Origin of the sequence: Arsenicitalea aurantiaca, assembly GCF_003994485.1 — a bacterium.
Classification (GTDB): domain Bacteria; phylum Pseudomonadota; class Alphaproteobacteria; order Rhizobiales; family Devosiaceae; genus Arsenicitalea; species Arsenicitalea aurantiaca.
On sequence record NZ_RZNJ01000001.1, the window covers coordinates 256,099 to 276,664 of the forward strand.

At 66.3% G+C, this 20,566-nt stretch carries 27 protein-coding genes; 12 read left to right on the plus strand and 15 right to left on the minus strand.

From position 1 onward, the window contains the following. Nucleotides 1–2 precede the first annotated feature (2 nt). From EMQ25_RS01240 to EMQ25_RS01270, 7 genes are all read left to right on the plus strand, one after another. The gene (locus EMQ25_RS01240) at nt 3–290 is read left to right on the plus strand and encodes a hypothetical protein (RefSeq protein WP_127186737.1); all 288 of its coding nucleotides are present in this window, start codon (nt 3–5) and stop codon (nt 288–290) included. Beyond that, nucleotides 287–649 carry a colicin immunity domain-containing protein gene (locus EMQ25_RS01245; protein WP_127186738.1) on the plus strand — a complete coding sequence of 121 codons (363 nt, stop codon included), beginning with the start codon at nt 287–289 and terminating at the stop codon, nt 647–649. Before EMQ25_RS01240 ends, EMQ25_RS01245 begins: the two co-directional genes overlap by 4 nt. Before the next feature lie 4 nt (nt 650–653). Next, the gene (locus EMQ25_RS01250) at nt 654–2,057 is read left to right on the plus strand and encodes an NAD(P)(+) transhydrogenase (Re/Si-specific) subunit beta (protein WP_127187300.1); all 1,404 of its coding nucleotides are present in this window, start codon (nt 654–656) and stop codon (nt 2,055–2,057) included. 163 nt (nt 2,058–2,220) lie between these two features. Next, nucleotides 2,221–2,772 (plus strand): tryptophan-rich sensory protein, encoded by a 552-nt coding sequence (locus EMQ25_RS01255; protein ID WP_158625907.1) that lies wholly within the window; start codon nt 2,221–2,223, stop codon nt 2,770–2,772. Nucleotides 2,773–2,851: 79 nt separating this feature from the next. Next, entirely contained in the window at nt 2,852–3,508 is a 657-nt protein-coding gene (locus EMQ25_RS01260) for a DsbA family oxidoreductase (RefSeq protein ID WP_158625908.1), read from the plus strand. Between the two features lie 75 nt (nt 3,509–3,583). Continuing rightward, a complete protein-coding gene (locus EMQ25_RS01265; RefSeq protein WP_127186741.1) occupies nt 3,584–4,396 on the plus strand; it encodes an alpha/beta hydrolase in 813 nt (270 codons plus the stop codon). A 1-nt stretch (nt 4,397) separates the two neighbouring features. Continuing rightward, nucleotides 4,398–4,736 (plus strand): hypothetical protein, encoded by a 339-nt coding sequence (locus tag EMQ25_RS01270; protein ID WP_127186742.1) that lies wholly within the window; start codon nt 4,398–4,400, stop codon nt 4,734–4,736. Nucleotides 4,737–4,746: 10 nt separating this feature from the next. Here EMQ25_RS01270 and EMQ25_RS01275 read toward each other — a convergent pair whose 3' ends face one another. The 5 genes from EMQ25_RS01275 to EMQ25_RS01295 form a co-directional block, all read right to left on the minus strand. After that, a complete protein-coding gene (locus EMQ25_RS01275; protein WP_127186743.1) occupies nt 4,747–5,220 on the minus strand; it encodes a DUF992 domain-containing protein in 474 nt (157 codons plus the stop codon). Between the two features lie 130 nt (nt 5,221–5,350). Next, complete coding sequence (rpsU, locus tag EMQ25_RS01280; RefSeq protein WP_127186744.1) at nt 5,351–5,581, minus strand: 30S ribosomal protein S21; 231 nt, start codon at nt 5,579–5,581, stop codon at nt 5,351–5,353. 152 nt (nt 5,582–5,733) lie between these two features. Beyond that, the gene (locus EMQ25_RS01285) at nt 5,734–6,831 is read right to left on the minus strand and encodes a 5-(carboxyamino)imidazole ribonucleotide synthase (RefSeq protein ID WP_127186745.1); all 1,098 of its coding nucleotides are present in this window, start codon (nt 6,829–6,831) and stop codon (nt 5,734–5,736) included. Beyond that, entirely contained in the window at nt 6,824–7,318 is a 495-nt protein-coding gene (gene purE / locus EMQ25_RS01290) for a 5-(carboxyamino)imidazole ribonucleotide mutase (protein WP_127186746.1), read from the minus strand. The genes EMQ25_RS01285 and purE overlap by 8 nt, the downstream gene beginning before the upstream one ends. A gap of 72 nt (nt 7,319–7,390) precedes the next feature. Beyond that, entirely contained in the window at nt 7,391–7,606 is a 216-nt protein-coding gene (locus tag EMQ25_RS01295) for a YdcH family protein (RefSeq protein WP_127186747.1), read from the minus strand. A gap of 163 nt (nt 7,607–7,769) precedes the next feature. On the opposite strand from EMQ25_RS01295, the gene EMQ25_RS01300 reads away from it, so the two are divergent. Further along, complete coding sequence (locus EMQ25_RS01300) at nt 7,770–7,940, plus strand: YdcH family protein (protein WP_127186748.1); 171 nt, start codon at nt 7,770–7,772, stop codon at nt 7,938–7,940. A 66-nt stretch (nt 7,941–8,006) separates the two neighbouring features. Here EMQ25_RS01300 and EMQ25_RS01305 read toward each other — a convergent pair whose 3' ends face one another. Continuing rightward, nucleotides 8,007–8,765 (minus strand): sulfite exporter TauE/SafE family protein, encoded by a 759-nt coding sequence (locus tag EMQ25_RS01305; RefSeq protein WP_127186749.1) that lies wholly within the window; start codon nt 8,763–8,765, stop codon nt 8,007–8,009. Nucleotides 8,766–8,897: 132 nt separating this feature from the next. On the opposite strand from EMQ25_RS01305, the gene map reads away from it, so the two are divergent. Beyond that, nucleotides 8,898–9,647, plus strand: a complete 750-nt coding sequence (gene map / locus EMQ25_RS01310; RefSeq protein WP_127186750.1) for a type I methionyl aminopeptidase — start codon at nt 8,898–8,900, stop codon at nt 9,645–9,647. A 32-nt stretch (nt 9,648–9,679) separates the two neighbouring features. Here map and EMQ25_RS01315 read toward each other — a convergent pair whose 3' ends face one another. Continuing rightward, nucleotides 9,680–10,393, minus strand: coding sequence for a DUF1013 domain-containing protein (locus EMQ25_RS01315; RefSeq protein ID WP_127186751.1), 714 nt, complete (start codon nt 10,391–10,393; stop codon nt 9,680–9,682). A 143-nt stretch (nt 10,394–10,536) separates the two neighbouring features. Then, the gene (locus tag EMQ25_RS01320) at nt 10,537–11,577 is read right to left on the minus strand and encodes an NAD(P)H-quinone oxidoreductase (protein ID WP_244606426.1); all 1,041 of its coding nucleotides are present in this window, start codon (nt 11,575–11,577) and stop codon (nt 10,537–10,539) included. A gap of 74 nt (nt 11,578–11,651) precedes the next feature. Here EMQ25_RS01320 and EMQ25_RS01325 point away from each other — a divergent pair, with 74 nt between their 5' ends. Further along, on the plus strand, nt 11,652–11,837 hold the full coding sequence (locus tag EMQ25_RS01325; RefSeq protein WP_127186752.1) for a DUF1192 domain-containing protein: 186 nt from the start codon (nt 11,652–11,654) through the stop codon (nt 11,835–11,837). Nucleotides 11,838–12,141: 304 nt separating this feature from the next. After that, the gene (gene rcdA / locus EMQ25_RS01330) at nt 12,142–12,669 is read left to right on the plus strand and encodes a protease adaptor protein RcdA (RefSeq protein ID WP_244606427.1); all 528 of its coding nucleotides are present in this window, start codon (nt 12,142–12,144) and stop codon (nt 12,667–12,669) included. Nucleotides 12,670–12,732: 63 nt separating this feature from the next. Here the strand turns inward: rcdA and rpmE are convergent, their stop codons facing one another. Further along, the gene (rpmE, locus tag EMQ25_RS01335; protein ID WP_127186753.1) at nt 12,733–12,957 is read right to left on the minus strand and encodes a 50S ribosomal protein L31; all 225 of its coding nucleotides are present in this window, start codon (nt 12,955–12,957) and stop codon (nt 12,733–12,735) included. 170 nt (nt 12,958–13,127) lie between these two features. On the opposite strand from rpmE, the gene EMQ25_RS01340 reads away from it, so the two are divergent. Continuing rightward, the gene (locus EMQ25_RS01340) at nt 13,128–14,972 is read left to right on the plus strand and encodes an ABC transporter ATP-binding protein (RefSeq protein ID WP_244606428.1); all 1,845 of its coding nucleotides are present in this window, start codon (nt 13,128–13,130) and stop codon (nt 14,970–14,972) included. A gap of 21 nt (nt 14,973–14,993) precedes the next feature. Here EMQ25_RS01340 and EMQ25_RS01345 read toward each other — a convergent pair whose 3' ends face one another. The 6 genes from EMQ25_RS01345 to EMQ25_RS01370 all read right to left on the minus strand — a co-directional run bounded on the left by EMQ25_RS01345 (nt 14,994) and on the right by EMQ25_RS01370 (nt 20,478). Next, a complete protein-coding gene (locus EMQ25_RS01345; RefSeq protein ID WP_127186754.1) occupies nt 14,994–16,019 on the minus strand; it encodes a peptidoglycan -binding protein in 1,026 nt (341 codons plus the stop codon). A gap of 22 nt (nt 16,020–16,041) precedes the next feature. Further along, entirely contained in the window at nt 16,042–17,043 is a 1,002-nt protein-coding gene (locus EMQ25_RS01350) for a flagellar motor protein MotA (RefSeq protein WP_127186755.1), read from the minus strand. Between the two features lie 105 nt (nt 17,044–17,148). Beyond that, on the minus strand, nt 17,149–17,943 hold the full coding sequence (locus EMQ25_RS01355) for an inositol monophosphatase family protein (RefSeq protein WP_127186756.1): 795 nt from the start codon (nt 17,941–17,943) through the stop codon (nt 17,149–17,151). Between the two features lie 5 nt (nt 17,944–17,948). Continuing rightward, on the minus strand, nt 17,949–18,515 hold the full coding sequence (efp, locus tag EMQ25_RS01360; RefSeq protein WP_127186757.1) for an elongation factor P: 567 nt from the start codon (nt 18,513–18,515) through the stop codon (nt 17,949–17,951). Nucleotides 18,516–18,628: 113 nt separating this feature from the next. Then, complete coding sequence (locus EMQ25_RS01365; protein ID WP_127186758.1) at nt 18,629–19,876, minus strand: tetratricopeptide repeat protein; 1,248 nt, start codon at nt 19,874–19,876, stop codon at nt 18,629–18,631. Then, a complete protein-coding gene (locus tag EMQ25_RS01370) occupies nt 19,876–20,478 on the minus strand; it encodes a thiamine phosphate synthase (RefSeq protein WP_127186759.1) in 603 nt (200 codons plus the stop codon). Before EMQ25_RS01370 ends, EMQ25_RS01365 begins: the two co-directional genes overlap by 1 nt. Nucleotides 20,479–20,566: the final 88 nt, after the last annotated feature.

Genomic DNA, 20,566 nt, shown 5'->3' on the forward strand with positions numbered 1-20,566 from the left:
CGATGCGGGAGATGCTGCCGCCGCTCTTTTCCATCGCCACGGGGCTGGGCTTTCTGATGGTGCTGCTGGTGGGCACGCTGGCGCGCCCGGCGATCCGCACTGCGGCAGGCCGGCTCGTTGCCTTCGGGCTTCTGGCGGTGACGGGGGCGTGCTTTTTCCTCATGCAGGGGACGGGCGCGAGCAGCATCGGGGCAGGGGGCGACATGTTCCTCATGGCGGGCGCCTGCCTCTTTGTTGCGGCGACGCTGATTACGGCGGGCCTCTTCATGCAGGCGAGGGGCGCCCGGTGACGCGCGCCGCCCCCGACCGCGAGCCCTGGGCAAGCCTCATGGCCGACTTCATCGACGGGGCGATGGATGGGGTCGCTTTCGAGCGCGCCTATCTTGAAGCTTCGCGGGCGGCGGTGGAGGCGGGCGATCGCGTGCCCTATGCCGCCGACCTCATGTTCTACGAAGTCGATGCCTTCTGCGCCGACCCCGCGCTGCGCGGCGAGGGCGACCTCGACGAAGCCGGCCTGCGCCAGGCGGCGCGGGAATTGGTCAGGCGCCTCGACGAGCCCTGGCCTGCCGTGCCGGGTGCGCCGACAGACCAACAGACATTCGAGACGTTCCGCGAGGCCGCCCAACGCCTCGGACGCAAGGGGAATTGAGATGATCTCCGCCGATATCGCCGCACTGCTCTACCTCGTGTCGGGCGTCCTGTTCATCCTCGCGCTGAGGGGGCTGTCGAGCCCCGCCTCGGCGCGGCAGGGCAACCGCTTCGGCATGATCGGCATGGGCATCGCGATCCTCACGACGCTTGCCGTGGCGGGGCCCTCGGACTTCGTCTCCTGGGCGCTGATCGTGGGCGGGCTCGCCATCGGCGGCGGGTTCGGCGCGGTGCTGGCGCGCAAGGTCAAGATGACCGACATGCCGCAGCTGGTCGCGGCCTTCCACTCGCTGGTGGGCCTTGCGGCAGTGTTCGTCGCGGCGGCGGCGCTCTATGCGCCCGAGGCGTTCGGCATCGGGGTGCCCGGGCACATCCACACTCAGGCGATCATCGAAATGAGCCTCGGGGTGGCGATCGGTGCCTTCACCTTCACCGGCTCGGTGATCGCCTTTCTCAAGCTCGACGGGCGGATGTCGGGCAAGCCGATCCTGCTGCCGGGCCGGCACCTCATTCATCTGGGGCTCGGCGCGGTCCTCGTCTTCCTCATCGTCATGTTCGCGATCACCGCGGACCCGGTCTGGTTCTGGCTCATCACCATCGTGGCGCTGGTGCTGGGCGGGCTGATGATCATTCCGATCGGCGGGGCGGACATGCCGGTGGTGGTCTCGATGCTCAACTCCTATTCGGGCTGGGCGGCGGCGGGCATCGGGTTCACGCTGGGCAATACCGCGCTCATCATCACCGGCGCGCTGGTGGGGTCCTCGGGCGCGATCCTCTCCTACATCATGTGCAAGGCGATGAACCGCAGCTTCATCTCGGTGATCCTGGGGGGCTTTGGCGGGGACAGCGCGGCGGCGGCGAGCGGGGAGGTCGACGACCGGCCCGTCAAGCAGGGCTCGGCGGATGACGCGGCCTTCATGATGAAGAATGCGGGCAAGGTGATCATCGTGCCCGGCTATGGCATGGCGGTGGCGCAGGCCCAGCACGCGCTGCGCGAGATGGCCGACGTGCTGAAGGCCGAGGGGGTGGAGGTCAAATATGCGATCCATCCGGTGGCCGGGCGCATGCCGGGGCACATGAACGTGCTGCTTGCCGAAGCCAACGTGCCCTATGACGAGGTGTTCGAGCTCGAGGACATCAATTCCGAGTTCGGGACCGCCGACATCGCCTTCGTGATCGGGGCGAACGACGTGACCAATCCGGCGGCCAAGACCGACAAGACCTCGCCCATCTACGGCATGCCGGTGCTCAACGTCGAGGATGCGGGGACGGTGCTCTTCATCAAGCGCGGCATGGCGGCAGGCTATGCGGGGGTGCAGAACGAGCTCTTTTTCCGCGACAACACCATGATGCTGTTCGGGGACGCCAAGAAGGTGACCGAGGACATCGTCAAGGGTCTCGCCCACTAGGACGAGCGGCTTCCAAGGCTCGCGAGGGCGCGTCCACACCGGCTGCAACAGGCTGCCAGGGGCGTCAATCACGACGGCGTGTTGACGTTAACGGAACCTGACCGCTGTGATTCCAGTTTCTTAGGCAAAGTCAAGCCCAAAAGAAACAGGGATGGCAGGAAAAATGGCCAGCCTCAGCATCCACCAGACGGACGATTTCGCGGTCACCGAGCGCCGCTCGGACCTTGCCGGGCTCGCCATGAGCGCGGTCCTGCCGCTTGCGGCGGTGATGGTGCTGAATGGAATGGCGATCGCCACCGGCACCATGCTGCCCGAACTCGGTACGCGCCTGCCGAACTGGATGCCGGGCTGGGCAGCCGCCCTCGGATTCCTCGTCATCTATCCGATGTGGGGCATTGCGCACTGGCTGGTGGCGCGCGAAGGCGAAAAGGGGCGCGTGGCTTCGCGCTGGCTTCTCGGGCTCATCACCGCCGGGCTCGCCTATCCCTTCGTCATCGGCGCTCTCGATCCGTTCATGGCGGTCTGGGCCAATGTGGGGATGGTGCTGCTGGTGGTTGCGGCGATCGCCAATGCGGGCCGGGCCGCACCGCGCGCGGTCTACTGGATTGCCCCGTCGCTCTTTTTCATGGGCGGTCTTGCCCTCAGCGGTTTTGCGGCCATTGCTGCAGGCTGGAGCCCCGGATTCTTCACCAATCAGAACCAGGCTGCGCTTTAACGGCCGGTCACCCGCATGTGCCTGCTTGTGCCCGCCATCATGGCGGGCACAATGGCATTTGAGAGCAGGAGTTGATGCGATGACCCGGACGCTGAAGATCGATCTCTTTACCGATGTGAGCTGCCCGTGGTGCCTGATCGGGACGGCGCGGCTCGATGCGGCGATCGAGCGGTTGCCCGATGACGTCACGGTGGAGATCGCGCGGCACCCCTTCCAGCTTGCGCCGGATACGCCCAAGGGCGGCGTGGTCGTCGCAGACATGTTGCGAGAGAAATACGGGCGCGACCCCGAGCCGATGTGGGCGCAGGTAGAGGCTGCCGCCGCCGATGCCGGCGTGCCGCTCAGGATGGCCGTGCAGCCCATGGCCTATGACACGGCCGCGGCCCATACGCTGGTGCGGCTCGCGCCCATCGAGCGCCAGCACAGGCTCGGCAATGCCATTGCGAACGCCTATTTCCTCGAGGGACGGAACACGTCGGACCCAGATGTCCTGGCCGAGATCGCGGGTAGCGAGGGGCTCGATCCGGAGACCTCGCGCGCGACCGTGCTCGACCCCGAAGCGCTCGAGGATACGCGGCGCATGGCGCGGGACGCGGCGGCACACGGGATTAACGGCGTGCCCTATTTCATCCTCAACGGTGCATTGGCCTTTTCGGGGGCGCAGCCGGACGCCATTTTCGACCAGGCCATCGAGATGGCGCTCGATCCCGAAAAGCTGAAGGCTGCGCGCGGCTGAACTCGGCGCGAGGCCTCTTTGCCGAAGGCTGCGTATCGCCTAGAGACGGGGTGACAGCAGCCGGATCCCGATTTGATGACAGTCCTCAAACGCCTTGCCGCCATTCTCATCGGCCTTATCGCCATTCTCTATCTGGGCGCGACGGGGCTGCTCTTTTTCCTGCAGCGCGATTTCCAGTACGCCCCGGCAGGGGAGGTGTTCGAGCCCCAGGCCGTGGGCTTTTCGGGCGAGGTCGTAACCATTCCGACCGGTGGCGACGAGATCGTCACCGGCTGGTATGCGCCCCCGCGCGACGGGATGCCGGTGATCCTCTATTTCAAGGGCAATGCCGGGAGCTTTTCGGCCGAGCATGTGCGCTACCGGGCGTTCAGCGAGGCGGGCTATGGGGTGCTTGCCTTCGACTATCGGGGCTTTCCCGCGTCCCCCGGGGTCTTGAGCGAAGAGAACATCCTCGCCGATGCGCTTTCCGCCTATGACTGGCTCGCCCGGGAGGGCCATCCGATCCTCATCTGGGGGCGGTCGCTGGGGTCGGGGCCGGCGAGCTATGTGGCGAGCGTTCGGGAGGCCGAAGCGCTGCTGCTCGAGACGCCGTTCTATTCGGCGGTGTCGGTGGCTGGCGAGCGCTACGGTTTCCTGCCGGTAGGCTGGCTCATGCACGACCAGTTCCGCGTCGACCAATGGATCGGCGAGGTTGCCGAGCCGGTCTTCGTTGCCCATGGCACGGCCGATGAGGTGATCTCGGTGGGCAATGGCGAGCGGGTGTTCGCGGCGGCGCCGAACGCGGTCGAGCTCTGGATCGAGCCGGGCGGAACGCATGGGGATCTCTGGGCGCGCGGGATCTGGGAGCGCGCTCGCGCGTTCTTCGAATCGGTCAATCGAGGAGGCTAGAATGCCGAGATTTCTCGCGATCTTCACCGGGACCGCGGATGTGGCCCGGCGCGCCGAAGCCGAAGGGCGTGTCAACGAGGCCGAGGGCATGCGGGCCTGGGGCGCGTGGATGGAGGAGCACAAGGACCGCATCGTCGATGCCGGCGGACCATTGGGCAAGACCAAGGCCATCTCGCCCCAGGGCATAGCGGACATCACCAATACGGCCGCCGCCTATGTGGTGGTCGAGGCCGAAAGCCATGAGGCGGCCGCAGAGATGTTCCGCGGCCACGCCCATTTCACCCATTTCCCGGGCGATTCGGTCGAAGTGATGCCGATCCTGCCAATGCCCGGGCAATAGCGCGCGCCTCTCAGTAGAGGGTGAGGCCGGCGAGCGCGAGGGAGAGATTGAGCCCGGTCTGGGCCTGGATGGAGAAGGGCTGCAGAGCGAAGCCGCGACGCGAGCCGCCGATCAGCCAGTTCGACCCCAGCCCGACCCCGATCGTGGCTTCGCCTGAGCCCCCGACATAGCTGCCCGCAAGCGAGCGCGGTCCGACGCGGACATCGGAACCCGAAAAGACGAGCCACTCGATCTGGGTGCGCTCGGTGATGCCGATATCGAGGCCGACCTTGGTGATGGTGCCCTCGTAGATCTCGGTGCGGTGGCCCTGGCGGAGGAACCGGCAGGTCATGTCCTTGGAGGACACGAAGACGAGCCCGATGCCCGGATCGACCGTGCAGGAGAGGCGGCCGACCTCGATGCGCGTTTCGGCCCGTGCGGCGCCGGCCATCAGGCCGGACGCGAGAATGGCGGCAAGGACCGCCGCAATGATGGTTCTGATCATGACATGCCCCCGATTGCGGCCCGCCGGCCGACCCGACCGGAACGGGCACCCTGAAACCGGCGCCGGAAAACCGGAGCCTTTACGCAAAACGCCGCCCCGAGGGGCGGCGCTTTGAATTCTGTCGCTCTGCTTAGCGGCCCGCGCGGGCCGGCATGGGCAGGCTGCCTTCGCGCTGAGCGCGCTTGCGCGCGAGCTTGCGGGCGCGACGCACGGCCTCGGCCTTCTGGCGCGCCTTCTTCTCCGAGGGCTTCTCGTAGTAGTTGCGCAGCTTCATTTCACGGAAGACGCCTTCGCGCTGAAGCTTCTTCTTCAGCGCCCGCAGCGCCTGATCGACATTGTTATCGCGAACAACTACTTGCAAGCGCAACCGCCCTTTCGAAACATACTGATCTGGTTGGAACTGAGCGCCAGGGCCGTAAACCCGGGCACCGACCGGCAAAGCCAGTCACCGTTGGGCCGCGTATATAGCGCAAGCCCGGGTGGCTGTCCACTGCGGCAAAGGGCAAAAAATGCCTAAAGAGCGCCGGTTTTCACCACGATCCGGTTGATGTGGCCCATCTTGCGGCCTTCCCGGGCTTCGGCCTTGCCGTAGAAATGGGGCCGCGTGGCGGCAGCGAGGTTGGTTGCATCGGCGAAGACCTCGTCGCCGATTAGATTTTCCATCACGACATCTGCAAGGCGAGTCGGATCCCCCAGCGGCCAGTCGCAGACGGCGCGAATGTGCTGCTCGAACTGGTCGGTGACGCAGACCGCCTCGGTCCAGTGGCCTGAATTGTGCACGCGCGGGGCGATCTCGTTGACCAGAAGGGTCGGGCGGGGGGCGCCGGGCACGACGAAGAACTCGACCCCGAGCACCCCGACATAATCGAGCGCGATGACGATGGCGCGCGCCGCCCGGCTCGCATGGAGCGCCAGGGCGGGCGGAATATCGGCGGGCACCGTGCTGGTCTTGAGGATATGGTGGCGGTGGACGTTCTCGGCGGGGGCGAAATCGCGGACCTCGCCGCGACGGTTGCGCGCGACGACGACGGAGATTTCCTTTTCGAAGGGCACGAAGGCCTCAAGCACGAGCGGCTTGGGGGACAGGGCCTCGAACGCGGCCTCGGCGTCCCCGGGCGCATCGATGCGCACCTGGCCCTTGCCATCATAGCCCATGCGGGTGGTCTTGAGGACCGACGGCGTGCCGAGCTCGGCGATGGCGGCGTGCAGATCGGCAAGCGTATCGACCGGACGGAAGGGCGCGACGGCGATGTTGCGTTTTTGCAGGAACGTCTTTTCGGCAAGCCGGTCCTGCGCAATCGCGAGGGGTTCGGCGCCGGGACGGAGCGGCTTGCGGGTCGCAAGGAAACGTGCCGTCGCGGCGGGGACGTTCTCGAACTCATAGGTGACGACGTCGACCGCGTCCGCGAATCGGGCGAGGGCTTCCTCATCCTCATAGGCCGCGACCGTCTTGTGGGGGGTAACCTCGAAGGCGGGGCTCTGCGGATCGGGGCAGTAGATATGGGTGCGCATGCCCAGCCGGCTTGCCGCGAGCGAGAGCATGCGGCCGAGCTGCCCGCCGCCCAATATGCCGATCATGCTGCCCTGGCGCAGGGGTGTGGGCTCAGTCATCATCCACCGGGAAGAGGGGCACGGCTTCGGCCTGCTCGCGCCGGAAGGCTTCAAGCGCGACGTCGATCTCGGGGTCTGAAAGCGCGAGCACGGCTGCAGCAAGGAGCGCGGCATTGGTGGCGCCGGCCTCGCCGATGGCAAGGGTGCCGACCGGAATGCCGGCCGGCATCTGCACGATGGAAAGCAGGCTGTCCTGCCCCGAAAGGGCCTTGGAGCGTGCCGGCACCCCGAAGACCGGCAGCGTGGTCATCGACGCGATCATGCCGGGGAGATGGGCTGCGCCCCCGGCCCCGGCGATGATCACCTTGAAGCCGTCCGCCTTGGCGCGGGTGGCAAAATCGATCAGCCGTTCGGGCGTCCTGTGCGCCGAGACGATGCGGGCCTCATACTCGATCTTCAGCGTGTCGAGCGTTTCGGCGGCGTGGCGCATGGTTGGCCAGTCGGACTGGCTGCCCATGACGATGGCCACGGGTGGAGACGTCAGCATCGCGACCAGACCCCCGAGCAGGTGCAAAGCGCGCGTTTAGCCCAAATTCCGCCACGCTTCAACCCGGGGCGGTCACGCGATGATGTCGGGCAGGAGGAAGGATTCGAGCTTCACGATCCTGTCCTTGAGCGTGAGCTTTCGCTTCTTGAGCCGCTGCAGGAGCATCGGATCGGCAAGGCCGGAGGCCGAAAGGGTGTGGATGGCGGCATCGAGATCGGCGTGTTCCTGCCGCTTGGCGGCCAGTTCGAGCCCGAATGCGGCCTCCTGCTCCTTGGTGAGGGTAAACATGACGGCCGCTTCCGGGAGGTTTGTGATGGATCGGAGCACGGGCCCATTGGGTTGGTCATGAGGCGGGCCGGCTGGGGTTCATTCAAGCCGCTGCGAGGCCCGTCGACAAGTTGCGAAATATTTGTGACGATCACTTCGTCCACAATGCTTGAAAGGAGTTGTCATGACGACTGAAGGCCACATCGCTGCCCTGGAGCGGCGTCACCAGGAACTGGAGCGGCAGATCGAGCAGGAACGCGGACATCTTACCCCCGACGACCTGAAGATCGCTGCCCTCAAGCGTAAGAAGCTCGAAGTCAAAGACGAACTCACAAGGATAACGGCCCCAGCCTGAGATTGATGCGCCTTCCGGCGCAGGGACAGGCCACGGCAGACGCCGTGGCCTTCTTGCATTTCAGGGTCAGGCGAGGAACGTGCCCATCACCCCGTCATAGATGAGCTTGAGGGCGAGAAGGAAGACGAGCCAGTAGGCGAGCCGGTAAAAGAGCGCCGCGGAAATCCGCCGCACCAGCCATACCCCGAAGAGCGTCGCGACGACGCCGACCGGCGCCAGGATCGCCGAGACCTGGAGATTGGCGACCGAGAGCTGGCCCAGCGAGTAGTAGGGCAGGAGCTTGGCCGCGTTGACGATGGCAAAGAAGAAGGCCGCAGTGCCCGCGAAGACTGCTGGGGTGAGCTTCTGGGGAAGGACATAGATCTGGTAGGGCGGGCTGCCGGCATGGCTGATGAAGCTGGTGAAGCCGGCGACCGCGCCCCAGAACCAGCCCCAGGGCCGAGAGGGGGGAAGCCCCTCTAGCTTCTTGCGCAGGGGCAACCACGCATCAAGGATGAAGACGAGCGTGATGACGCCGATGGCGAGCCGGACGGCGGGCTCGCTGACGGTCGCCGAGAGCGCCCAGCCGATCACCGTGCCGACGGCTGCGCCGGGCAGGAGAATCCAGAGGATGTGCCAGTTGACGTCGCGCCGGTAGGACCAGACGGCGATCGCGTCCATGGCGAGCAGTACCGGCAGCATCATGCCAGCGGCCTCGCGGGCGGGCATGACGAGGGTGAGCAGCGGGACCCCGATGACGCCTAGACTGCCGAGGAGCCCGGCCTTGCTGAGCCCGACGATGATCACCGCCGCGATGGCGACGGACCAGAAGACCGGATCGTGCATTGGATTGGCCGAAAAAAGGAAGGTGCGCCAGTGGCACCCGGCCGCGTGCTGCTGTCAAGCCCCGGGCGCGCGGTTGCGGGACGCGCCGATCGCGGGTATTGCCCGAGCCGGCGGAGCGGCAAAGGGATTGGCATGACCATTTCGAACGAAGAGGAATTGCGGCTTCTGCGCGAGATCGGGCGGATCGTCGCCAATGTGCTGGCGGCGATGGGCAAGGCGATCGAGCCGGGGATGACGACGGGAGAACTTGATGCCATTGGGCGCAGGCTGCTCGAGGCGGAGGGCGCGCGTTCGGCGCCCGAGCTCATCTATGCCTTTCCCGGGGCGACCTGCATCAGCGTCAACGAGGAAATCGCCCATGGCGTGCCCGGGCGGCGCCGGCTGATGCGCGGCGATCTCGTCAATATCGACGTCTCGGCGGAAAAGGACGGGTTCTTCGCCGATACCGGCGCCTCGTTCTTCGTGCCGCCGGCGAGCAAGGCAACCGAGCGGCTCTGCCGGGACGGGCGGCGCGCCATGTGGGCGGGGATAGGCGCGGTCGGCGCGGAACGCCCGCTTTCAGGTATCGGGCAAGCCATCGGCGCCTTCGCGCGCAAGAACCGCTATACGCTGGTGAGGAATCTTGCGAGCCACGGGGTCGGCCGCTCGCTGCATGAGGCGCCGACGGAAATCGCGACCTGGCCGGACCGGTCGGAACGTCGGGTGATGAAGGAGGGGATGGTGTTTACCATCGAGCCCTTCCTCTCGACCGGAGCGGAATGGGCCGAGGATGGCGATGCGCCCTGGACGCTCTTGAGCGAGCCGCGTGCGCCGACGGTCCAATACGAGCATACGCTCGTGGTCACGCGCACCGGCGCGCTGGTCGTGACGCTGGCGGACTGAGGGGCCGGCGGGCGTGCCGCCGGCCAACAGGCCTATTGATCGTCGTCCGACTTCAGCGACTTGAGCTTGGCGAAGACGGATTCGGCGTCGATGGCTTCCTCGCGCTCGGCGCGACCACCATCATGCTCGTCCGAGCCCGGCTGGTTGCGGGCGTTCGAGCTTGCGAGTGCCTCCTCGGCGGTAAGGAGCATCGTGCCCTGATCGGCTTCGTCGGGGCCGGCAGCGCCCTTGGACGCGCGCTTGACCTCGAGGTCGAGATCGATCTGGCTGCAGAGGCCGAGGGTGACCGGATCCATCGCGGCGAGGTTCGCGGTATTCCAGTGCGTACCCTCGCGAACAGAATCGATGGTCGACTTGGTCGTGCCCACGAGACGCATGATCTGCGCGTCCTTGAGCTCGGGATGGTTCCGGATCAGCCATTTGATGGCGTTCGGACGCTCGTTGCGGCGCGAGATCGGGGTGTAACGCGGACCCTTGCGCTTGGCGGCGGCCACGCGAACCTTCGGCTCTGACATCTTCATGCGATAATTGGGATCGGCCTCGGCCTTGGCGATCTCCTCACGCGTCAGCTGACCGTTCTGGATCGGGTTCACGCCCATGATGCCGCCAGCGACGTCGCCATCGGCGACGCCCTGCACCTCGAGCGGATGCAGCGAGCAGAAGGCCGCGATCTGCTCGAAGGAGAGCGCGGTGTTGTCGACGAGCCAGACAGCAGTCGCCTTGGGCATCAAGAGGGGCGTGGCCATGAATATATCTCTCTGTCAGTGCGGCCCGGGATCTTCCGGTCCGCCCGCCTCTTGCTTCATTGCTGAGGGGAACAGGGTGAATATATGGTTTTCACGCCCCAACTGCAACGGCTTTGTCCCCGCCCGGGCCCGACCGGTCGGGTTCAAGCGGTTGTCTCGAGGCTTTCACCCCAGGGGGTAACGAGGACCAGCTTGCCGTGATTGCTGCGGGTTTCCATGCGGCGATGGGCTTCGGCAGCTTCAGCGAGCGGCAGGATGGCGATGCGGGGGGCATTGATGCGGCCCTCGGCGAAGCCGGGCCAGATGCGGTGGACGAGGCTTGCGGCGATCTCGGCCTTGAGCGCGCTCGATTGCGGGCGCAGGGTGGACCCGAAGATGGTCGCCTGGCGGCCGAGGAGCCGGCCGATGTCGAGCTCGGAGCGTGCCCCGTCGAGGCCCGCGAGCTGGATGATGGTGCCGAAGCGGGCAAGGGCGCGAAGGTTCTTGTCGAGCATGTCTCCGCCCGCGATTGAGATGATCCGGCCGACACCCTCCCCGCCGGTGAGGGCCTTCGCGGCTTCCGGAAAATCCTTGCGCGTATGGATGATGACGTCCGATGCCCCGAGGCTGCGGGCGTAGTCGGCCTTTTCCTCGCTCGAGACGACCGCGATCGGGCGCGCACCGAGCCAGCGGGAAATCTGGATGGCGGCGCCGCCGATGCCGCCCGCGGCGCCATGGATCAGGACGCTCATGCCCGCCTGCAGCCCCGAGCGCATGACGAGGGTCTGCTGGACGGTGAAGAAGGTCTCCGGGATCGCCGCGCCGGAGAGCAGGTCGAGGCCCGGGGGGAGCGGAACGACCTGGCCGGAAGGTATGGTGACGAATTCGGCATAGCCCCCGCCATTGCAGAGCGCGACGACGCGGGCGCCGATCTCATGCCCCGAGACGCCCTCGCCAAGGCTTGCGATTTCCCCCGAAACCTCGAGCCCGGGGAGCGGGGACGCCCCCGGAGGCGGGTCGTAGCGGCCGAGCCGCTGCATGACGTCGGGATAGTTGATGCCCGCGGCGGCGACGCGCACCAGCACCTCCCCGGGGCCGGGCTCGGGCAGGGGCACCGTGCGGGGCTGCAGACTTTCGGGGCCGCCGGGCGTGGCGACAGCGATCGCGGTCATGGTCATCGGCGCGGCGGTGGGAGTGGGGTGCATGGTCGGGCTCTCGGCTGCTGGCTCTTGCCCTGGGGGCAGGAGCGGTCTTCAATGGTGCGCCAAAGGAGAATGCGATGGAAGAGGAAGAGGTTCGCCGCAAGCTGACGCGGCATGAGGTGGGCATGGGGCTCGATGCCATGTCGGTGGAGGAACTGGAGGCGCGGATATTAATGCTCGAGGCCGAGATCGTCCGCCTCAAGGAGGCGATCGCGGCGCGGGCTGAAACGCGCTCGGCCGCCGAGGCGCTGTTCCGGCTCTGATCGGCAGGTGGCAGATCGGGGTAAGGTTAAGAAAGAGATGCCCATTAACGCGCAATTAAGGTTCAATTGCTTATGGTGAGGGTGTCCGGATCTTCTGGATGTGCAGAGTGGTTCTCCCTCTGTTTGACGCCTCCCTGTTAACTTTTGAGAGCCGTTTCGACGGCTCTTTTTTCTTTTCAGGGGCAATTTTTGCAGATCGCAAGGCGCGTTAAGCCTCTCTTATGCCTCGATCGGTCGTTCTGGTGACGGCGCTATGGTTTTTCCGTAGACTTGCATTTTAGCTTTCCGATTCAGGGTTGTGCGCGTGAGCGAACGTCAGGACATAGCGCAGGCGGTGGCCATCGGGCCGCGCATCGTCGCCTCGGGGGGCTTCGAGCTTCTCTATCGTGACGGCATGGCGCTGATCGAGGATGTCGCCGCCTATCTCGACGGGGACGGACGGGGGGAAAGCCGGCAGTTGCCGCGCGAGGCCTCTTTCGTCTACGCCACCGAATCGATGCGCCTCACGACCCGGCTAATGCAGCTCGCTTCCTGGCTCCTCTTGCAGAGGGCGGTGAACGAGGGCGAACTCACCGCCGAAAGTGCGCGCTCCGAAAAGGAGAAGGTGCGTTTTTCCGCGACGCCTTCGGAGCGCGGCGGGCCAGGTTTCGAGCAATTGCCGACAAGGCTGCGCGACTATATCGCCAAGGGCGACCGGCTCTTCGACCGCGTTGTGCAGTTCGACAAGCTCGAGCGCGGGCTTCTGCCGCAAATGCCCCCCGAGGGCGGTGCGAACGGGGTGGCGGACCAGCTGGCCCGGCTCAAGGCCGCTTTCGGCCGGCTCCGCGACTGACGGGCAGCCAAAGAAAAACCCGGCGCGAGGGCCGGGCTTTCCAGATTTTCGATAAGGGTCGGCTCAGTTGCCGAGCATGCCCTTGAAACGCTCCTTGAAGCGCGAGACGCGGCCGCCACGATCCATGAGCTGGCCCGTGCCGCCGGTCCATGCGGGATGGGTGGTCGGATCGATGTCGAGCTGGAGGGTGTCCCCTTCCTTGCCGTAGGTCGAACGCGTCTGGTAGGTGGTGCCATCGGTCATCACGACGTTGATCGTGTGATAATCGGGATGGATTTCTTTCTTCATGGCGGGAGCCTCTAATCAAAGGGGCGCCAGAAGCGCCCGCGATGCCTGAACCTTGGTTTGGCCGGGTTCATATAGAAAGTCCGGTCCCTTCGCAAGGGCATACCCCCTGCCGCAGCGCGGCATAGCGCGCGCTTGCGGGGGGAGGGCATCGTGCCTATTAAGGAGCCATCTTGAGAACCGGACCACGCATCATCGGGCAGGCCCGCGGGCATCGCGCCGGCCAGACCGCAAATGAGCAGGGCGGGGCGAAGACGTCGCTCCAGCCCTTGCGCCGGCTCATGCCCTTCGTTCTGGCCTATCCGCTCCGGCTGACGCTGACGCTCGGCTTCCTGCTAATTGCCGCGATCACGTCTCTCGCCATACCGGCGCTGGCGGGTCAGGTGATCGACCAGGGCTTCGTGCAGGAAAATCTCGACATGGTCACCCGCTATGGCGGGATCATCATCGCCATCGCCGCGGTGATGGCGATCGCGAGCGGGGCGCGGTTCTATTTCGTCTCGGTTCTGGGCGAACGGGTGCTGACCGATCTGCGGCGGGCGGTGTTCGATCACCTGATGACGCTCGACGCGCGCTTTTTCGACACCCACAGGGTGGGTGAGCTGACCTCGCGGCTCAATGGCGATGTCGCGACCATTCGCGGCGCCATCGGCTCGAGCCTGTCCATGGCGCTGCGCGGGATCGTTACGATTGTCGGGGCGGTGGTGATGATGTTCCTCACCAGCCCCTATCTCGCCATCGGCGTCGTCATCGTCATGCCGGCACTCATCATCCCGATGATCCTGCTGGCGCGGCGGCTGCGGCGGATGTCGCGGCGCACCCAGGATGCGCTGGCCGATCTCTCGGCGATGGCAACCGAGTCGCTGGGTGCAACCAAGACCATCAAATCCTTCGTGCAGGAGGCCAACCAGTCGCGCATCTATGCCGAGCACGCGGAGCTGAGCTATGGCGCCGAGGTGACGCGGCTTTTCGCGCGCGCCTTCCTCGTTGCAGCGATGATGTTCCTTGCGACCGCTGCGGTGGTGGTGCTCGTCTGGTGGGGCGCACGGTCGGTCTTCGATGGGGTGGTGACGGCCGGCCAGCTCACCCAGTTCATGATCTATGCGCTGATGGCGTCGAATGCGCTCGCGGCGATTTCGGAGATCATGGGGATGCTGCAGACCGTGGCGGGCGCCACCGAGCGGCTGATCGAGATCCTCGACACCGAGCCGGCCGTGGCGCTTGTGGGGCCGGCCCTGGCGCTGCCCGTGCCGCCGCGGGGCGAGGTGACGTTCGACCGCGTCGATTTCAGCTATGGGGTGCGTGACGACGAACCGGTGCTGCGCGACATCAGCTTCACCGTGCGCCAGGGCGAGACCGTGGCGCTGGTGGGACCTTCGGGCGCGGGCAAGTCGACGATCTTCGCCATGCTGCAGCGGTTCTACGACGTAACGGCGGGCCAGGTGCGGGTCGATGGCGTCGATATCAGGCGGGTCGATCCGGGCGCGCTCAGGCATCGCTTCGCCTATGTCGAGCAGGAGCCGGTGATGTTCGCCGGCACCGTCGCCGACAACATTCGCTTCGGCAAGCCCGATGCGAGTGACGCCGAGGTGGAAGCAGCGGCCCGCGCGGCCTTGGTGCACGACTTCGTCATGGAGCTCGACCAGGGCTATGACGCGATCGTCGGGGAGCGCGGAGTGATGCTGTCCGGCGGGCAGAAGCAGCGGGTCGCGATTGCCCGGGCGCTGCTCAAGGACGCTCCGATCCTGCTCCTCGACGAAGCAACGAGCGCGCTCGACGCGCAGAGCGAGCAATTGGTGCAGATCGCGCTCGAGCGGCTGATGGAAGGGCGCACCACGCTCGTCATCGCCCACCGGCTTGCGACGATCCGCGACGCGGACCGCATCCTCGTGCTCGAGGGCGGCCGGCTGATCGACGAAGGAACCCATGAGGAGCTGGTCAGAAAGGGCGGGCGGTACGCCGAACTCGCCCGGCTGCAGTTCCGCCTCGACCAGCCACAGACGGCGGTGGCGGAGTAGCCAGCCCGGCTGCCCAGGCTGCTATTCGGTCAGCTTGAACTCGATGCGGCGGTTGCGGCGGAAGGCTTCCTCGGTCGTGCCCGGATCGATGGGGGTGAATTCACCAAAGCCTGCCGGGACCAGATGATTGGGCGAAACGCCCTGGTCGATGAGGTATTTCGCAACCGAAATGGCCCGGGCCGCGGACAATTCCCAGTTGGAGGGAAATTGCGGGGTATTGATCGGGCGGCTGTCGGTATGCCCGTCAATGCGCAGCACCCAGTTGATCTCGGGGGGAATCTCGGCCTCGAGCTCGATGATGGCCTGCGCAAGCTGGGCAAGTTCGCCCGTGCCGGCATCGGAGATTTCGGCCTGGCCGGCGTCGAACAGGATCTCTGACTGAAAGACGAACCGGTCCCCGACGACGCGCACATCGGCGCGGCCTTCAAGGATTTCGCGCAGGCGCCCGAAGAAATCCGAGCGATAGCGCGAGAGGTCCTGCACGCGCTGGGCGAGGGCGAGGTTGAGCCGGCGTCCGAGATCGGCAATGGCGGTGCGCGATTCGCTGTCGCGGAGCTCTGAGGCCTCGAGCGCCTGCTCGAGCGCGCCGATCTGGGCGCGAAGCGCGGCCAGCTGCTGGTTGAGAAGGGCGACCTGGGCCTGGGCCTCGCTCGAAAGCTCCTGCTGGGATTCGAGGTCGGCGGTGAGCCCGGCGATGATGCGGTCGGCCTCGCCCTGTTCGCCACCGAGCCCGGCGAGTTGCGAGGCGAGGGTGTCGCGTTCGCCCTCGACGCCGGCAAGGGTCGCCGAGAGGGTGGCAATGCTGCTTTCGAGGTCGTCGGAATTGGCGCGTTCGAGCTGCAGAAGCTCGGTCAGCTCTGCGATCTGGGTGTTGAGGCGCGACAGGGCGGTGTCGCGACCGAGAATCTCCTGGCCGAGGAAGAACTGGGCCAGCATGAACAGCGAGAGTAGGAAGATGATGACGAGCAGCAGGCTCGACAGGGCGTCGACGAACCCCGGCCAGTAATTGGTGACCTGGCTGCGGCGCGAGCGTGTCGATGCGGCCATGTGCGGATCCTCTCGGGCCGGCTCAGTGCCGGCGCTCGTTCTCGCGTTCGTTTTCGCGCAGCATGGCTTCGATCAGTTCGCGCAGCTTGCGATTGGTTTCGCCCTGCTCTTCGATGTGGACGCGCAGATCGGCCTGTTCGGCGCGGATGTGCTTGACCAGCCCGTCAATGCCGCGGGCGAGTTCGGCCATGGCGCGGATGGCGTTCTGGGAGGAGTTCGAGCTCTGCATTGTGGAGCCCAGACGCTCGAACATCATCTGCATCTCGTCGCCCGAGACGCCGAGGCCGGACGCCTGCATCTGCGTCATGGGGTGGTCGAGCTCGGTCATCGAGGTCATCCAGTCCTCGAGATCGGTATAGAAGGCGTTCTGCGCCTGGCTGGTCTGAAGATCGAGGAAGCCCAGGATCAGGGAGCCCGAAAGCCCGAAGAGCGAGGACGAGAAGGCCGTGCCCATGCCGCTCAGCGGCGCAGAGAGGCCGTCGCGCAGATTGCCGAAGATCGACGTCGTGTCCCCGGCCGTGACATCGAGCGACTGGATCACCGAGGCGACGGCCGTCACGGTCTCGAGCAGGCCGTAGAAGGTGCCGAGCAGCCCGAGGAAGACGAGGAGCCCGGTGAGGTAGCGGGAGGTGTCCTTGGCCTCGTCGAGCCGATTACCAACGGAATCGAGGATCGAGCGCATCGAGGAGGGCGTGATCACCGCTTCGCCGAGCCGGTCGCGCAGGATGCCCGCGACGGGCGCAAGCAGCACGGGCTGGCGGGAGGTGGTTAGCGCCCCGTCCTGCAGCGAGTTCACCCATTTGATTTCCGGGAAGAGCCGGATGACCTGCCGGAAACTCAGCAGGATGCCGATGAACAGGGTGAAGAAGATCAGCCCATTGATGAACGGGTTGGCCCAGAAGAAGACGATGATGGTGTTGAACAGGATCGCTCCGACCAGCGCCACGAGGACGAGGAAGATGACGATTTTGACCAGATAGATCGTGGGACTGGCCAGATGATAGGGGTCGTATGTCTGCGACATGGCCTCGTCCAAATTGACCGAATTCGGCGCAAGCTTAGTCACAGCTTCAAGGCGTGACAATGGCTTAGGGCGGAAGGCCGGATAGGCTCCCGCCAATGGCGCCGATCAGCGGATTGTGCGCAACACCTTGAGGAGCTGGGCCTGCACCAGCTCGTTGCCCGCTACGACCTGACCGTTCCAGATGCTGCCGGTGCTGCCGGCATAATCGGTGATCGTGCCGCCGGCCTCGCGCACCAAGAGCTGGCCGGGCGCGACGTCCCAGGGGGCGAGGCCCGCTTCCCAGTAGAGGTCGAGCCGCCCGGCGGCGAGCCAGGCGAGATCGGTGGACGCACTGCCGGTGCGGCGGATGCCCGCAACGGCGGGATTGACTGCGCCCACCTGGCGCAGCGTCAGCGCGTCATTGTCGGTTCCGGTGAGGCGGATGCCCATCGAAGCGACGCAATCGGCGAGGTGGCGGCGACCCGCGACGCGCAGGCGCTTGCGATCGTTGAGCCAGGCGCCACCGCCCTTTTCGGCGGTGAAAAGTTCGTCCATCACCGGGTTGTAGATGACCGAGGCGACGATCTCGCCGGCCCGTTCAAGCGCGATGGCAACCGCAAAGAGCGGGAGGGCGTGAAGGAAATTGGTCGTTCCGTCGAGCGGATCGACGATCCAGCGGTGCTGGCCGTCGGTGCCTTCGATCTCGCCGCGCTCTTCCATCAGCAGGGCATAGGTCGGGCGGGCCTTGCGCAGCTCGTCATGGACGATCTGCTCGGCACGCCGATCGGCATTGGAGACGAAATCGGCCGGCCCCTTGCGGGAAACCTGCAGATTTTCGATCTCGCCGAAATCCTTGGTGAGCGACCGGCCGGCCTTGAGGGCCGCATTGACCATGACGTTGAGAAGCGCGGAACGGGCCATGGGGATCAGTCGGCCCGACGCAGATAGGTGACTTCCTCGGTATCGACGACGATGCGCTCGCCGGTGCCGACGAAGGGCGGGACCATGACGCGGACGCCGTTGGAGAGGGTCGCGGGCTTGAAGGAGTTGGCCGCGGTCTGGCCCTTCACGACAGGCTCGGTGTCGGTGATTTCGAGGGTGACCTGCTGGGGCAGCTTGATGCCGAGCGGGGTATCTTCATACATCTCGACGGTCACCATCATCCCGTCCTGAAGGAACGCTGCGCGTTCGCCCACGAACTCGGTGGGGAGCTCGATCTGGTCGTAGCTCTCCATGTTCATGAACACGAGCTTGTCGTCCTGTGGGTAGAGGAACTGGAAATCGCGCTGCTCGAGGCTGACGCGCTCGACGGTTTCGGCGGAGCGGAAGCGCTCGTTCAGCTTGGTGCCCCCGAGGATGGCCTTGAGCTCCACCTGGGCGTAGGCGCCGCCCTTGCCGGGCTTGACGTGATCGACCTTGACCGCGACCCAGAGGCGGTCCTGGTGCATGATGACGTTGCCGGGACGGATTTCGTTGCCGTTGATCTTGGGCATGTGCTGAACTTCTTGGGGTTGGCGGCCCGGGCAGGGGCCGGACGGGCATGATTGGCCGGCTTCTTGCCCCAGAACGGGACGCGGTTCAAGGGACTTTCGGGCGAAAGCCGGCCTTAGCGGATGGGCCGGCCGGCCGGAATCGGCGCCGTGACCGGGGGGGTGGCGGTGCGGATCGGGGCGCTTGCGGCCGGGGTGGGCGCCGGGAGAGGCTGGGTGGGAGCGGTGCTGGTGCCCTCGGCGGGTGATGCCGCATCCTCTCCTTCCGGCACCTCGGGCCCAGCCGCAGGCACGGCCTCCGGCGCGAGCCCGGCGATGGCTGCAGGCGGCCGGTTGGGCCAGTAGCGGGCCCGCTCTTCGGCGCGGTTGAGCTCTTCTCCCGAAAGCGAGGCGAGCATGCGGTCGAGGACGGGATCGGTAAGGCCCTGCCGGCGCGAGAGCGCACGCCAGAGCGCCGCTTCCTCGAGATCGATCTCGACCCCCTCGCCGGCGGCGAGAAGCTTGGCATAGCGGTTCTGCGCGACCGGATTGCCGCCATCGGCAGCCCGCCGGTACCATTCGACGGCCGCCTCGAGATCGCGGTCGACCCCGCGTCCGAGATAGAGCAGGGTCGCATATTCGACCTGGGCGCTCGCGAGCCCGTCCTCGGCGGCGAGCAGGATCTGGCGGGCCCCTTCGCGCGGGTTGGGGGCGGTGCCTGCCCCTTCGATCAGCATCACGCCGTAATCGTACTGGGCCTCGGGAAGCCCGGCATCCGCGGCGTCCTTGAGGAGGGTCGCGGCGGCGACGAGGTTGGGCTCGGCATAGACCCCTTCGATGTGCAGAAGGGCCAGATTGTACTTGGCGGGCATGTAGCCGGCGGCCGCGGACTTGCGAAAGAGCTCTGCGGCGCGCCGCCGGTCGCGCGGCACGCCTGCCCCGTCCTGATAGAGCATGGCGAGTTCGAAAGTGGCGAGCCGGTCGCCATTTTCGCTCGCGCGGGTGTACCAGCGGGCCGCTTCGGCGACATCGGTCGCAACGCCCAGCCCCTTGGCATAGATTTCGGCGATGAGCGTCTGGGCGGCGGCGTCATTGCCCTCGGCGCGCGGCATGGCGAGCTGCATGGCGGTGAGGTAATAACCGCGCTGGAAGGCGCCGAAGGCCTCGTCCACCCGTGCGCGGGTGCCGAAGACCTGCTGGCTGATCGAGAGGGCATCCTCGCGCGGGAGCTCGGTGGGCACCAAATCGATCGGCAGGTCGACGATCCCGAGATTGTCGAAGCGGAATTCTTCGGGCCTCAGATCCTCGATGGCGATTTCGGGTGCCTGGGCAAACGCAGTGGTCGCAGTCAGCACAAGGGCGAGCGCGAAAAGGCCGGCCCGCATCAGGAGGCGCGCTCCAGCGCTGCGGCGAGGGCTTTGAGCGCCGCTGCTGGATCGGGCGCGACCCAGACGCTTTCGCCCAACGCCACGAATTCGCAGCTCAGATCCTCGAGGCTCGCCGGATCGGCGGCCGGATCGGAGAGTACGCTCGGGATTTCCATCGTTTCAGCCCACCATTGCGCAAGATCCTGCTGTTCGGGATCGATAGCGCCGGAAAGCGGCCCAAAAATGATGTAGTCGGCGCCCAGTTCGCCGCGCGTCATCGCATCGTGCCTCGTGCCGTCGAAGGCGGAGCCGACGATGAAATCCGGCTTGAGCGCCGAGAGGGCCGCGCGAAGGTCGCGCTCGGTGCCAGTGACGTGCAGGCCGTCCGCGCCGAGGCTGCGGACGAGGTCAGGCTCGCCCTCGATCAGAAGCGCGACGTCCGCGCCCTGGGTCAGCGGGCGCAGGGCCGCGACGCGGCTGGCATAGGCTTCCGCCGAGAGGCTGCGCCGGGGCAGGAGGAGCGCTGCGACCGGCGCGGCGGCGAGGGCAGTGCGGACCAGCCCCGGGAGGGCGGCTGCATCTTCGGGCTCGGGGGCGATGAGATAGATCTGGGCGGACATGGGCCCACTTATATCCGGCGCGCGGCGATTGTGGAGTGGGGTTCGCTCACTTTGTCGTCGGGCAGGCCGGCAAGAGAAAGGGGGCGCA